Source organism: Bartonella rattaustraliani AUST/NH4, assembly GCF_000312565.1.
In the GTDB taxonomy this organism is placed as follows: Bacteria; Pseudomonadota; Alphaproteobacteria; order Rhizobiales; family Rhizobiaceae; genus Bartonella; species Bartonella rattaustraliani.
On record NZ_CALW02000067.1, the window covers coordinates 24,399 to 39,187 of the forward strand.

The 14,789-nt window shown below is 37.6% G+C and carries 11 protein-coding genes; 4 read left to right on the forward strand and 7 right to left on the reverse strand.

Annotation, left to right across the window (positions count from 1 at the left end):
- The 6 genes from rsmA to lptF all read right to left on the reverse strand — a co-directional run bounded on the left by rsmA (nucleotide 1) and on the right by lptF (nucleotide 7,553).
- The gene (rsmA, locus tag BN67_RS09510; protein ID WP_019223869.1) at nucleotides 1–831 is read right to left on the reverse strand and encodes a 16S rRNA (adenine(1518)-N(6)/adenine(1519)-N(6))-dimethyltransferase RsmA; all 831 of its coding nucleotides are present in this window, start codon (nucleotides 829–831) and stop codon (nucleotides 1–3) included.
- Nucleotides 822–1,835, reverse strand: coding sequence for a 4-hydroxythreonine-4-phosphate dehydrogenase PdxA (gene pdxA, locus BN67_RS09515; RefSeq protein ID WP_019223870.1), 1,014 nt, complete (start codon nucleotides 1,833–1,835; stop codon nucleotides 822–824). The genes rsmA and pdxA overlap by 10 nt, the downstream gene beginning before the upstream one ends.
- Complete coding sequence (locus BN67_RS09520) at nucleotides 1,835–2,791, reverse strand: SurA N-terminal domain-containing protein (RefSeq protein ID WP_019223871.1); 957 nt, start codon at nucleotides 2,789–2,791, stop codon at nucleotides 1,835–1,837. Before BN67_RS09520 ends, pdxA begins: the two co-directional genes overlap by 1 nt.
- Nucleotides 2,792–2,919: 128 nt before the next feature.
- Nucleotides 2,920–5,274, reverse strand: a complete 2,355-nt coding sequence (locus tag BN67_RS09525) for an LPS-assembly protein LptD (RefSeq protein WP_019223872.1) — start codon at nucleotides 5,272–5,274, stop codon at nucleotides 2,920–2,922.
- Nucleotides 5,275–6,366, reverse strand: a complete 1,092-nt coding sequence (gene lptG / locus BN67_RS09530) for an LPS export ABC transporter permease LptG (protein WP_019223873.1) — start codon at nucleotides 6,364–6,366, stop codon at nucleotides 5,275–5,277. It lies immediately after the preceding gene.
- The gene (lptF, locus tag BN67_RS09535; protein ID WP_019223874.1) at nucleotides 6,363–7,553 is read right to left on the reverse strand and encodes an LPS export ABC transporter permease LptF; all 1,191 of its coding nucleotides are present in this window, start codon (nucleotides 7,551–7,553) and stop codon (nucleotides 6,363–6,365) included. Before lptF ends, lptG begins: the two co-directional genes overlap by 4 nt.
- Nucleotides 7,554–7,962: 409 nt before the next feature.
- Here lptF and BN67_RS09540 point away from each other — a divergent pair, with 409 nt between their 5' ends.
- The 3 genes from BN67_RS09540 to BN67_RS15015 are packed head-to-tail and all read left to right on the forward strand — an operon-like array spanning nucleotide 7,963 to nucleotide 8,841.
- On the forward strand, nucleotides 7,963–8,409 hold the full coding sequence (locus BN67_RS09540) for a DNA polymerase III subunit chi (protein WP_019223875.1): 447 nt from the start codon (nucleotides 7,963–7,965) through the stop codon (nucleotides 8,407–8,409).
- A complete protein-coding gene (locus BN67_RS09545; RefSeq protein ID WP_019223876.1) occupies nucleotides 8,409–8,588 on the forward strand; it encodes a hypothetical protein in 180 nt (59 codons plus the stop codon). Before BN67_RS09540 ends, BN67_RS09545 begins: the two co-directional genes overlap by 1 nt.
- Nucleotides 8,578–8,841: a hypothetical protein gene (locus BN67_RS15015; RefSeq protein ID WP_026088271.1), complete on the forward strand. Its 264-nt coding sequence runs from the start codon at nucleotides 8,578–8,580 to the stop codon at nucleotides 8,839–8,841. Before BN67_RS09545 ends, BN67_RS15015 begins: the two co-directional genes overlap by 11 nt.
- On the opposite strand, the gene BN67_RS09555 is transcribed toward BN67_RS15015, so the two are convergent.
- Complete coding sequence (locus tag BN67_RS09555; protein ID WP_019223878.1) at nucleotides 8,838–10,127, reverse strand: MFS transporter; 1,290 nt, start codon at nucleotides 10,125–10,127, stop codon at nucleotides 8,838–8,840. The genes BN67_RS15015 and BN67_RS09555 overlap by 4 nt on opposite strands.
- Nucleotides 10,128–10,705: 578 nt before the next feature.
- Here BN67_RS09555 and bafA point away from each other — a divergent pair.
- Entirely contained in the window at nucleotides 10,706–14,431 is a 3,726-nt protein-coding gene (bafA, locus tag BN67_RS09560) for a BafA family autotransporter (protein ID WP_019223879.1), read from the forward strand.
- Nucleotides 14,432–14,789 lie beyond the last annotated feature (358 nt).

Consider the following 14,789-nt stretch of genomic DNA (forward strand, 5'->3'; position numbering starts at 1 on the left):
TTAGTGCAATAAATTAGCTAAAGTAACAAACTCAGAAATTGAAAGCGTTTCGGCGCGCCGTGTTCCATCGATTCCAGCTTTTTCTAAAAGTATTTCACCTCCAAGTGTCTTGAAATTTTGACGAAGCATTTTTCGTCTTTGTCCAAAAGCAACTTTTGTTACCAAGCTTAATTTTTGTGCACAGCAGGCGAGAGGCTGTGTTCGCGGAATAATATGCACAACGGAAGAAGTGACTTTGGGCGCTGGAATAAAGGCTTGAGGAGGTACATCAAAAGCAATTTTGGCAAAGGTACGCCAACCGGTTAAGACACTGAGACGTCCATAATGGGCAGATTGAGGTTTTGCAGTAAGACGTTTGGCAACTTCACGTTGAAACATCAATGTCATTGATTCATAAAAAGGAGGCCATGGCTCGACCAAAAGCCAATTTAACAAGAGTTGTGTTCCAATATTATAAGGGAGATTTGCAATAATACGTGGCTTTTCTAAAGGGGCTGTAAAAAGTTTTGAGAAATCTTGCTTCAATGCGTCATGACAAATGATTTTCAGTTTTTGCGGATAGTGCTTTTCTATCTCTAGGAGAGCCGCTATACAACGTTCATCACGCTCTATTGCTGTGACAATGGCACCCTTTGCCAGTATGGCACGTGTCAGAGCTCCAGGCCCTGGACCAACTTCAATAACAGGTTTTCCTTCTATATCTCCTGCTTGACGGGCAATTTTAGATGTTAAGTTAAGATCAAAAAGAAAGTTTTGACCCAAGGATTTATGCGCTTGTAATCCATATGTATCAATGACCTCACGAAGAGGAGGGAGAATATCTATTGGCATGACATCAAATTATTTTTTGCAAGTTGATTTGCAAATTGAAGAGCAGCAATAAAGCTTTCAGGAGAGGCAATCCCTTTATGAGCAATATCAAAAGCAGTTCCGTGATCTGGAGAAGTTCGAATGAAAGGTAGCCCTAAAGTGATATTGACAGTGCGATTAAAATCCAATGTTTTAACGGGAATTAGAGCTTGATCATGGTACATGCAAAAGGCAACATCATAGGTTTTTCTTGCGCATTCATGAAACATTGTATCGGCAGGAAGAGGACCAACAATATGAAGTCCTTTCTTTTTAAGATGTTCAATAGCGGGCGTGATAATTTCAATATCTTCTTTTCCCATTGCACCCGATTCTCCAGCATGAGGATTGAGTCCGGCAACAGCAAGACGGGGAGATGTCATTTTAAATCGTGTTTTTAAATCATTTTCAGTAATGCATATCGTTTGAATGATTAAATGGCGGGTGAGGTGTGAGGGAACTTCTTTGAATGGAATGTGAACAGTAATGGGAACAGTCTTCAATTGAGTCCCTGACAACATCATCACTGGATGATAGTATGTACTGGAGGCTTGATGGGCTAAATGAGAGAGAAATTCTGTATGTCCTGGAAATTCAAATCCCGCTTCATAAAGGTTTTTCTTTGCAATGGGGCAAGTGACGAGTGCACACGCATTCCCGTTTTGGATGAATTGAACACCGCGTTCAATCGCTTCAATGATTCCAGCTGCATTCTCCGGTGAAGGCAAACCCAACCGATCGCTCTGCTGGTTTTTTAATGGTATGACGGGAAGAGCTGTTTGAAAGTTTTTTACAGAATGATTTATGGAAACAGATTCTATCTTAGCATCAATTTGTAAAAAATGAGCACGTGAACGAATAACATCTGGATCTGCAAGTAAAGCAAACGGTGGAATTTGACGCGCTAGGCGCAAGCTCCACGCTTTTATAGCTATTTCAGGACCAATTCCGGCAGGATCACCACCACTAACAACAAGTGTAGCCATTATGAGTTTTGAATACGCGCTGCTCGCCGCAATTCCTCTAAATATTTTTCGCTTAATTTTTCAAGTTCTTGTGGACCGTTTTTCTTTCTATCTTCAATAGAAAAGACGAGCTGAGCTACGTAATCATCAGAAACTCTTTTTATTTTACACACGGCAATTGATTCAATTCCATCAGAAGTCTCTTGTAATTTTGACATTTTTCCGACAGGTGTTTCCAGTATAGCCTGCTCCCATGCATTGGGTAGTTGAGGCTCAAGAAATTTTCCTAAATTTCGGATAGTAACATCTAAAATGCCCCTTGCTTGTTTCCGCGAGCTCGTACATCCTTGGAAATGTGCGCGAAAATTATTTGCTTCTCTATAACGCTGTTCAAAGATTTCTGAACGGCGATGTGCAGGAATGACAAAAACAATGCGCTGTAGTGTATATTCATTAATGGAAGGTTTTACACCACCATTTTTCAAGATTCTGCGAACAGCCTCTTGTTCAGTAATGAGACCCTTTTCTGCCTGGTAGCGCGCATTAACAAGACGTCCCCATCCCATTTGTCCACGGATGTAATCTTTAAAATGTTGCACTGTGATATTACTCTGAATCAGAATCTGATTGAGCTGATCAACAGCCATATTATTTTGTGTTGCAAAGTTCTCAAAAGCACTGTTAACTTCCTCATTGCTCACTTCAATATTACGGCGTTTTATTTCGGCATTTTTGAGTGCTTCATCGATAAGATCTTTTTTAGCTTGTGCAGCGAGATTACCCTGCTTTTGTTGTAGCTGAAGAAAGGCAATACGCTTTTGAATATCATAATTTGTGATAGGAACACCATTAACTGTGACAACAATGGTAGTTTGTGCGACGACAGGTAGAATAAAAATTTCACTCACCAATAAGCTACTGACGCTTAAAGGTGCAATACAGAATAAAGCAAGAATACGCTTTTTAAATTTGTTCATGGAGTAAGCCTTCGCACTGTTTATTAATATCAATTACTCTAAAATATACGTTTTTTTCATAAAAACAACGATAAGTTAAATTGTATATAGATTCTCTTTACAAATTTTAACTCTTTATAAATTTAGATTTATCTTTTTCTAGCATTTGCAATTGTACGCAATGAAAGAGAAAAATTAAAGTTTTGCAAAGGTGTTTTTTTCTCTGGACTTGTTAATTGTTGATAACCGAATGTAAGCCCGAAACATTCATCTGTATAATTTAAACTGATTCCCCGCTTTACGAATAGACCTGATGTTAAATCATAATCAGCATTGCTATTAAGAGACCAATAGTGAGCGAATTTAATGTCAGTTTGAAAAGAAATTTCTTGTCGTTTTTGTGTATATTCATCATTTGGTTGGCTTGCGATATAGGCATATTGTACAGCTGCCACAAAGTTTTGCCATTTTTGTGATGCTTCAATTTCACTGCGATGAATTTTCCCTGTTGCCTTATCAAAACGCCCACGAGCTTCTAGAGAAAAAACACCCTTATAGTTTGCTCCCAACATGGCAACATAGTCTGAACGTGTTGCTTCAAGGCTAGAATGTGTGCCTACATGAACAAAATCCTTTTCTGCAAAAGAATTTTTTCCTGCAAGATGAAAGGATTGTCCAACCAGACCATAAAGAGACCAATCATTGTTAAAATTTCCGGAATATCTAAGTCCTATATTGGCTCTTGTTCCCCCTTCTACGCGATCATAACCAGAGAATTTATCACGCTGAAAGAGCGTTGTTGCGTCAAATACAAAGCTTTGTGCGTCTTCATTGGGAATTTGTCCGATAGAATGTTCATTATTGCGTATAAAAATTTGTGCTGTTGGTTCTATGATATGTGTCGATTGATTAAGTGTGACGAGGAGGGGATAGCGTACTTCCAAACCTGCTGTGGCTATTCCACGAAATGCTGAGTTACGAATAGTTGATGAGAAATCACTGATGAGAGGATCCGTATCATTTTCGTGTATATTTGTTGTAATGATATCAGCACGTAGAGAAAGAAGGGGAGTTAATATCAGCCCATTGTCTGTGTTGATGCGTTTTTTCCATTCAAACTCGTTTGTTAAACGAAAACTGTTTCCAGCCATACCAGAAAGTCTCGCTGAGTTGAGAGGATGTCCGTTCCAGTCAGTAGAATTGAGATCAGTATGACGACGATAAATGGATTGCATATTGCTATGAAAAGTGAGTTCTCCAGTATAAATTGGTTCATCTGGTGTGAAAGAATAATCGATGCGGGGGAGAACAAACGCTTGCCGAGAGTGGCGTTCAGAAGAGGAGTCATTCAAAGTCAAATTTTGAACTTTGAAATGGTAAAAATGCATATCGAAATGGTTTTTTCCCGCAAGGCCATTCAAATAAAGCTGAGACAGTTGTGTAGGATCGCTATAATTTTCAAGTTTATAGGCACGACTAAAATGTTGATCAGATTGTGCAAAAATATCCCATCCATAAGTCCAGCGTGAATTAAGACGAAAATCCCCCTTTGTTGCTAGCATATAACGGTTTTTATGCTGTGCATCAACCATATCACTCTCAAAGTCATGTGGTTTCATTTGATGTATATAAGCGAAGCGAACATTGTAACTTCCTGTTTTAAAACGTTGTCGCCATTCACCCTCAGTTAAAAGACCTTGTTGGGTATAAATCGTAGAAGAAAGCGTGAAATCATAATGGGGAGCGAGATTCCAGAAATAAGAATTTTTCATGCCTATGCCGAGATAATCGGTATAAAAAAAGCGAGGCGCAAGAAAACCACTAACACGTTTCACAGTTGGGTCATAGAGCTCAAAAGTTGGAAGTTGTGCAACGGGCATACCAAAAACTTCAAAACGACCATTTTCAAATCGAATTTTTTTGGTAATACTATTCCATATAATTTTTCTCGCTCTAATCTTCCATATTATTTCTTTATCGGGCTTATAAGAGCAAGGTTCACAGGCTGTATAGGTAGCATTTTCGAAAACTGTTATCTGGTTATTGCTGCGTGTAGCACGTGCTGCTGCAAAATGAATATTATTTTCTGTATCGATGCGTAAGGCATTAACGAATCCCTCACCAAAATCTTTTGTCATATCAATTTGATTGGAATAAATTTTATTCCCATCTCTTTGTATAATTTCAACATTTCCTTGTGCGATAATCCGCCCTGTTTTTTGATTATATGTCACTTTTTGAGCGGAAACTTTATTACCATCATATTCAATTTGGACATTGCCTTGTGCAGAAACAGTGTTTTCATCACGATTGTAGATGAGTTCATCTGCAGAGAGCAAAAGAGGGCTCACGGGATTTTGGATGCGATTTTTGACAAGAGTAGGAGGGCTTTTAGCATGTATAGAACAAGATAAAGATACAACTAAGATAACGCCCATAATGCTTTTTAAGGCACATGCACTTAATTTTGTTAAAATCACTTTCTTACTTATTGATACTTTCACTTAACCATCCTCTTTATGAAGTAAAAAAGAGATTCCCCAAAATAATGCAATAACAACAGGGGTCCAAGCTGCAATAATTGGTGGAATATATCCGGCGTTCCCAAATGCTTGAGCGAGTACAGAAATAACGTAAAGCATGAATCCGGCAATGACACCACTGAGAATCAAAGTTCCAGATTGTCCAAAGCGTGTGAAGTTTAAAGAGACAGTCGCTGCAATAAGCGTCATTGCAACAAGCAATGTTGGTAATGCAATCAACGATTGTAAATACATGTTAAAACTATGTGCAGAATAGCCAAATGAGCGTGCAATCATAATTTTTTTTGGCAATTGATAAAATGGGATAGTCTTAGGGTCTACTAAACGTTCAGTTAAAAATTCAGGTTTGAGATTCGTTTTTATTTGCAATTTGGTAAATTTTTCAGGAGGGTGACCTGCTTTGTGAATTGTTCCGTCGGTTAACAGCCAAGCACCATCTGTCAATATTGCTTTTCTTGTGTTAATCCAGTTTTTGATTGTTGCATTATCGTTGTATTGCACAAAGGTTGCATTGATAAGAGAAGAACCTTGGTTTGTAATAGATTGAGCACCAATGGTTGTTTTCCCTAAATCTGTGTGTTGTGTTAACCATGGAACGCGCGTGTTATGAAGAGATGTTAGCACATTATTGCTACGCCATTCAGTCATCATTTTTTCGGCTTGAGAAAATCCCCATGCGGCAAATGGGTTAAGGAGAAGAATGGAAAAGAGTCCAAAAAGAAAAGCTCCAAAACAAGCTGGTGTGAGAAATTGCCATGCAGAAACACCGATAGAACGCGCCACGACAAGTTCAAGTTTTCGATTAAGCAAGATCAGCATGACCATTGCAGAAAACAGTGCAATAAAGGGGATGAGTTGTTGCATGATAAAAGGGATGCGCAAAACGGAAATAAGAAATATATTTTTTGTTGTATAATAAGGAAGATAGGATAACCGCCCAGAGTTTTCTGTAAAGTCGATTAAAAGAGCGAGAATAAAAACACCCCCAAAAAAAGAGCAGGTTACTTTAAGATAACGTATAAAAAAATATCGTCCAAGTGTCCATCCAATCATGATATATCACCCGAGGGATAGTGCGATTTTTGATGTTCAAACTTGCTGAGCATTTTTTGAAAAACTATATAAATGGCTTCGTTAAGTTTTGTAGGAATACCAATGTTATGATTTGTTAAAAGCATGAAAAAGGTGAATATACCCATTCCTATGGGGGTTATATAAAGGAGAGGAACGTATGCTAAATCGCTCTTTGCTTTTTCGGCGAAAAAATACCCCATCCAATACAACAGTAAAGAAAAGGCAATTGCGGAGAAATTTGCAAAGTTACGTGCTTGCCGATATGAGCGGACATCTCCTACTGTTGCCAATGCAATGAGTGAAAAAACCATTGGATAGAGCCACTCTGTCAGTCTACGGTGAAACTCAGCTTTATAGTGAAGTGGTTTTCGTTGATAATAAGGGTCGTTTGGGTCAGGATGGAGCAAATAAGAAAGGGGACGATCCTTTGGATAAAGAGTGGGGGGGGTGGTGTTGGGAGTGAATTCACCTAAGCTAAAGGTATATGCGCTGAATTGAATGATTGAAGTGCTGTCATTTTGATGATTGATTCTTTCTATTTCACCATTATTGAGAATTAAAAAACTACCATTTTTATTGTTCACAATTGAGGCATCTTTTGCATAGTAAAAGAGATCAGTCTTAGGGTCTCGCTGGTCAGCAATAAAAAGGCGTCCAAGAGTTCCATCTGGGTTCTGTTCACCGATTTCTATGTAAAGGTTATTAGCGAGTTTTTGGAAGCTGCCTTCACTAATGAAAAGGTTAATAAGATCAAAATGGGCACTTGCGAGGATTTGTCGCATATTAAGACGTGCTTGAGGAACAACAAAATTGGCGATAGAAAAGGAGAAGCAGGATGCAATAAGAGCGAGAAGGAGAACTGGTTTCCAAACAGTACTTTTGGGAAAGCCAGAGGCTTTAATAATTGCAAGCTCTGAGTCTCGATTCATTGCTGAAAGGGTGCTGGTAATTGCAATCACCAATGCAAATGGAATAACAAGAAAAATAACAGAAGGAACCAATGAGAGTGAAAATTGCAAAATTGGGAGAAACGTTTGCTTGCTTGTTGTTAAAAAATTTATTCGTGCAAGGATTCGCACTGTCCAACTGACACCGATTGCTGCAACCATGACAGCACTAAACAGGACAAGAACACGTTTCAGGATGTAAAACTCGATAATACGCATAAAGCAACATTCTTAGCTTTTAACTAGAAAAGAGACATTTTTACACTGTTTTAAATCAAAAATATAATCAAAAAATTTAAAAATGATTCCCCTCATATATTGCGTATTTTTATTCCATAAAGATTATAGGATAGTGAGTGAGCTGCAACTCATTTAGCCGTGTATTATATTCTATTTTTCACGGTAGTCTACAGGACTGCTAGAAAATGGACTAAAATAAATCTTTTTATGAACTTAAAAGCGACAATTTTTCTTTCTTCTTTTTTATCTTTAAGACACATGAAAAAAAAGATAAAGAGAATTGGAAAAGGGGAATCATGATATCTTGAATTATTTTCTTTTGTGCTAAGAGCATAGAAACTTCTCTAAAAAGATATTGTTTCCTAAAGAGTGATGAAGGTTTAAGAGGATGGATATTCTTTTCTATCATTTGACGCAGTCAACGTTAGAAGATATTTTACCATCGCTTGTGGAGCGTGCACTAGATCGTTTTGGTAAGGTCACAATACAATGTGTAAGTGAGGAAAAACGTGATATGATAGATATGCGTTTGTGGGTTTATGCTGATGATGCATTTATTGGGCATGGAACGGAGGCGGATCAATATCCAAATTTTCAGCCTGTATTTCTAACCACAGGGCAGGAAAACCCGAATGCTTCAAAGGTACGCTTCCTCATAGAGGGGGCCGTTTGTTCGAATATCGATGTTTATCAACGGCTTGTCGTGATATTTGATGGTCGCAATGGTGAACAGTTGGATTTTATTCGTGCACAGTGGAAAAAATATAAAATGGAAAATTATCATTTAACCTATTGGCAGCAGACTGAAGATCGTGGTTGGGAAAAACAGGTTTGATGCGTGTAACATCTATCATTTTGATTTTTATAGGAGTTATCGGAATCATAAAACCAGAACTCTTTATCGAACAAAAGTCGGGAGGAGGTCGTTGGGTTTTTATTGTGATTTTTCTTTTAGGGTTTCTCAAGTTGTGGCCTATAATAAAGCAAATCGGACGTTATGATGATGATCATTGATCGGATTTTACTTATTTTATGGGCTGTAATGTTGGCTTTTTTTTGTGTTTCATGGTTGGGGACAACCCACATTTTATCACAAATCTTCCCTTTTATTTATATCAGCAATGTCGCCGATATTTTATTCTTTATCTTGAGTGCATTGTTTGCTGGAATATTGTGGTGGTGTGTACCACAACCAGTGTCTTTGAAAATGAAAATGGCGGCATTTCTGCCGCCAGTATTCGTTTTATTCTTCTTTATTGTGTTTTAGTTGGATATTTCATCGTCCGTAAATCCAATGAAGCAAATCAATGAAATAAAAGAAGCAAGAAGCAAATAATAGCCAAGAAAAGAAGGACCCAAATTCTGCACCAAATATTCTGAGATATAAGGAGCAAGAGAGGCACCTACGATACCAGATAAATTGAAAGTTATAGATGAACCCGTGTATCGAATTTCTGTTGGGTACGGTGAAGCCAAAACAGCACCAAGTGGGCTATAAACAACTCCCATAATTGATAAGCCAATGATGGATATTGCAAGGATTCCTTCAACTCCGCACTCTAGAAAATAAGGAATTGAAAAAGAATAGATACCAGTGATTATTGTGATCCAAATCATCAAAGTTCTACGCTTAATACGATCGGAAAGTTTTCCGGTTATGACGGTAAAAAATCCACAGAAAATAGCACCAATAACTTCTACTTGCAGAGCCTGATGATATGGCAATTGTAAATGGTTTGTTGCATAACTGAGTAAATATGCAGAGACTAAGTAAAATAAAACAAACATTGCCATGCCAGCAAATGTGCCAAGAAATAAGATACGCGGATATTTTAAAAAGACATCTACGATAGGGACTTTGACCCGCTCTTCATGCTCAAGTGTTTTCTTGAATGCAGCGGTTTCGTTGATTGAAAGACGAACCCATAATCCCACAATCATGAGAAAAACTGAAGCAATAAAAGGAATGCGCCAACCCCACGCTAAAAGTGCATTGTGGTCAAAGAAGTAAAATAAAGCTAAATAAACAGAAATAGATAAGAATAAACCGATTGGAACACCTAATTGAGGGAACATCGCATACCAGCCACGTTTTTCTGGTGGAGCATTTTCTGTTGCAAGTAGAACAGCTCCCCCCCATTCTCCTCCTAATCCCATTCCCTGCCCAATACGGCATAGGGTTAAAAGGAAAGGCGCCCACCACCCAACTGTTTCATAAGTAGGAAGAAAGCCAATAATAGCTGTTGAAAGTCCCATGGTGAGAAGAGCAGCGATAAGTGTTGCTTTTCGCCCAATTTTATCTCCAAAATGCCCAAAAACAACCGACCCTAAGGGGCGAGCAAAAAAAGCTGCTCCGAAGATCAGAAAAGATTGCAAAATAGCCAGTTGATCGTTTTGTATTGGAAAAAACACATGAGGAAATATGAGAGCTGCGGCAGTTCCAAAGACATAAAAATCAAAATATTCAATTGTTGGGCCAATAAGGCTTGCAAATAAAATTCGACGAGGGGAATTTCGTTTATTTATATCTTGTATTTCTGAGTTTATAGACATGAACAGAATGTCCCTTTCAGTATATGACAAATCAAATTATGAAACTAAATTCCTTATCATTATAAAAAATTCAAATCAGTGTCGAGTCGATATTACTATATTTCCAATAGATTAAAACAGTGCGCGAGACATTATCATCATAGGTGATTATATCTGAGGTATCTAAAAATTTAATACAATAAAAACAATATGTTAATAAATTTAAGAGGAACGTATATTTCTATAAAGGATGCAATTTTTCCAATCTCATGCACCTAGTTGCCTTAAGCACAACACTCTATAATTTAAATACGTTTTGGTTTTTATATTAATTTTTGTTTTTTAAAAGTGCAAAAAAATTTTTTCAGATACAATTATAACACTTTTTAGTTGTATAAAAAATGTTTCATCTTTTGATTGCGTTGATTTTAAAATACAAATTGTATTGTTTTTTCAGTGGAAGCTTAGTGTATTTAACACTTTATGTGTGATGATGTGTCATCTTGAAAAACATGAAATTGAGCAGGCGTGTTGTAGTGTCTTGATATGCTTTTTTTCAAATAGACAGAATTTTTATTTGAAATCATGGAGTATGGATAATGCAACGTAAATTAAAGTTAAGTTTTTTGGCATTAATGATCAGTGTTTTTTTTGTAAAGAGTGCAGGTGCAGAAGAGGAAAATACTGCAACAGGAGAAAGATCACCAACACAAGAATGTGTAAGTGAAAAGCGAGAAGAAAAAGACAATAATCTTATTGATGAAAATCTTACAGTTAAGAGCTATCAAGTTCAAAGTGTCAAAAGTGGAAAGCTTGTAAATGATGCTTTTATTCAAAAATATGGATTGCAAAGTGTTGATGGAGGGGAAACAAAGGATACTAAAGTCTGTGGTGGTGAGCAAACTGTTTTTGGAGAGGGAAGTTATGCTTACAATTCTAAAATTTATGGTGAAGGTAATATATCAGGAAAACAGAATATATATGATGAAGGATCAGCTTTGTTCACAGATGTTATGAGTGGGGGAGAACAAAATATTTATTATGTGAGGTTTGGAAGTGAGGGCGGTTTAGCAATAGATACTAAGGTGTATTCAGCTGGTATACAGCGCGTTTTCGCAGGTGGTAAGGCGAATACTGTTACTTTAAACGATGGTGCTCTTCAAGAGGTCTATGCTGGTGGATATGTGGAAACTCTAACGATTAAGGGTGGAGCTACTTCCTTGGTACATGGCGGCGTAGTGTTAGAAGGTACGACAAAGGTCAATAATTCTGGAAGACTCTTTCTTTATGCTGGAAATGATCAAGATCGAACGAAAGCAGAAGACATTATTTTAAATGGGCAAGAGGCTAAATTATACTCTGTTGCTACTAACACTAATGGTTCAAGCACTTCAATTCAGAAGTTAAGTGGCGATGGGAGTGTTATTTTTACTGCTACTTCTACTGCTGCTAATTCTCCTATGCGTAATCCATATTATTCTCTTCTTAAGATTAGTGATCTTTCTGGAAAGATCAATTTTAATTTTAGAGCTAACTTTAAAGAGCAATACGGTGATTATCTTATTGTTGAAAATGGCAGTGGGCATCATACAATAAGTGTTGAAGATTCTGGTACTGAAATTACAAACTCTTCCTTATATATAGTTGATTTAATCACTGTTAAAAGCGGAAATGCTCATTTTATTTTCAAAAATTATTCCCTCGATGGGGGGGCTTATATGTATCAATTAAAGCAGAAAGATAATAAAAATGAGAAGATTTGGTATTTAACTGCTGCAGAAAAGGGTTCTTCTTCAGAAACTGTGCCTAAGACACAGAAGCCTACTCTATCTGATTTTTCTGGGGAAGAAGAGAGTATGACAATTCTACACGATCCTATCATCAGTTCTTATGAAGATAACTTTAGTTTTTATGCAGATGATTTCGGTGATGGTGGGAGTAAATTTGTTTTGCAAAATGTTTTCATCAACGATAATCGAACAATTTATTTTTCCGATGATATGGAAGGTTATCCTAAGTTTTCTATGAACACCATTGTTGAAGGGGGGGGAATACTCTCTATTGATACAGGTGCTTTCAGTAAAAATACGATAATTATGAATGGTGGCACCGAGATTATTGGAGAACAAGGGATTTCAGAATTTGCCATTGTGTACGAAAATGGAAAACAAAGTGTAGAGGGAGGGGGCACTGCATTGCAAGCTACAATCTACGGTGGTGAGCAAACTGTTTTTGGAGAGGGTTATGTCAATGGTGGGCTTGTGGGGAGTAGCGCTTATAATACGAAAGTTTATAGTCAAGGAGAAACGCTGGGACAGCAGAATGTGTATGATGATGGAATGGCTGTCGGCACAAAAGTTATGGATGGAGGGATACAAAATCTTGGAAAATGGTTTGCAGATGATAGTAATTTTGCAGAAAAAAGTGGTGGTTTTGCGTTTAATACCGAGATTTTTATGGGAGGGGTGCAGCATGTATTCGCAGGAGGGGAGGCGGATGGCGTTACTTTATATAGTGGTGCGTTTCAAAGAGTTCATGCTGGTGGATTTGTAAAAAATCTTACGATTGGTAGGGAAGCCAATTCATGGGTTTTGGCAGGTGCAAGTTTAGGTGGAGAAATAAAGGTCCATAATTTAGGACAACTCTATCTTGATGCTGGAGATGATAACCAAAAAACTACAGTAGAAAATATTCATTTAGTTGGAGAAGAGTCTCAATTATACGTTCTTGCCAGTCATGATGATGATAAAAGCACGCACATTCAGAGTTTGAGTGGTGTAGGGAGGGTTATTTTTACTTCTCTTGGTTCTCGCTTGTACTATTCTAAGCTTTATATTGATAATCTTTCGGGGAGTATGCATTTTGATTTGAATGTCAGCATTGCAGAAGGAAAGGGGGATATCCTCTTTCTTCAGAATGGTTCAGGAAATCACACGATAAGTATTGCAGATTCAGGGTTTCAAATCGTCGATCTTTCTTCAACAGATTTTGATCTTATTGTTGATCAAGGCGGGGGAGCAAGTTTTACTCTAAGAAGTTTTTCTGGAGCAAAAATTCAAGTCTTTGATGGTGGGACCTATGCATATGGTTTAAAGCAGAAAAATGGTGAGAATGGCAGTGAAAAAATTTGGTATTTAACACCGGTTGAAATTAGTCGCGTAACAACTAGGAATAGATTTCGTCGACATTTAAGAAGCCAAAATCAACAGGTTTCTGTTTCTTCCACGGCCTTGTTTCAGGGAAAACAAGCTATTGAGCTATCACGTCCAGATAATAGTCATCCTTCTTTTGAAGAGCAGCAGCAACCCGTTGTTTCTATTGGTGCCCAATCTTTAAAGGATAAAATGCTTATGCGCCCAAGTGGTCAGGACGAACTTTCTGCCCAATCACAGAAGGAAATATCAGTCTCTGATCTTTTAACCACACCTTCAACCGATGCGGTCTTGTCTATGTCCGTTGCTCCAGGACTTATTTTCCATAATGAATTGCAGGCGGTTCGTTCTGGAAGAGGCGTTTTAGACAAAAGTAAAAAAAATGCGGCATTCTGGACATATGGGATCAAAAGCAAAGAGACTATTTCTGCAGATCATCTAGATTTTAAGCTTGAGCAGACAGGTGTTGTCTTAGGGCTTAGCGGTTTAAGTGAATGGGAAGATGGAGAGTTTTATATTGGTGGTTTTGGTAGTTATGATCATGCACGTCTTACACATGCACGAGGTGGTGTGAGTGGCCTTAATACTTATGGTGTTGGGGCTTATGCAACCTATGTTGATCATAGTGGGTGGTATCTCGATGGAATTTTGAAATATAATTATTACCAAAATCATCTAAAGGCCGTTTCAACGAATGGTTCAGCGATTGCAGGAGATTATCATCAGCGGGCTGTGGGAACGTCATTTGAAGCGGGTTATCGCATAAAGACCACGCAGTGCAGTTGGTTACAGCCTTATGGTCAATTCACGTGGCTCCAAGTTGAAAAAAAAGCAATCGAGCTTTCTAATGAGATGACAGGCGATATAAATGCCTTTACTTCCTTACGCAGTGAGGTGGGATTATCGTTAGGGTATGAATTTGGAAGCAATAATTCTTCCCTGGCTTATATCACGGCGGCCTGGTTGCGTGAGAATAAAGAGAATAATCAGACCACGATTAATGAACAGCATGAATTTATTACAGATATATCAGGGAATGCGGGCAAATTAGGGTTTGGTTTGAGCAGTTTCGTCAGTGAGAAATTAAAGCTTTATGCACAAGCGCATTATGTTAAAGGGCGTAAAACGAAGCAGTCTTTTCAGGGTGTTTTAGGTGTACGCTATAGTTTCTAAAAATATGTTGGGTTGTTTGATTGCTCTTTTACCATATGGGCCTTTTAAGAGAGCATTTCACGAGATTCTCATGAGTAACTTTTGAGAGAAAACAGATTATATTTTTATGATACACCAAACACCTTGGTGTACGTTTCTCTATATTGAGCCTTTTTTATTTGATAAAATATCTTTTGAGAAAATGTAAAAAACCGCAAGAAAGATACTGCTTTTTGTTTTTGATAAATCAAGGATTTAATGGAATATAAAAAGCAGTTTTTTGTAATATTAATAAAGCATTAAAGATAATTCTTAAAATTTTAGATTGAAAATATATTTTGCAGAACTAATTACCCTTGATGTCTTCAAGTGTAATGGG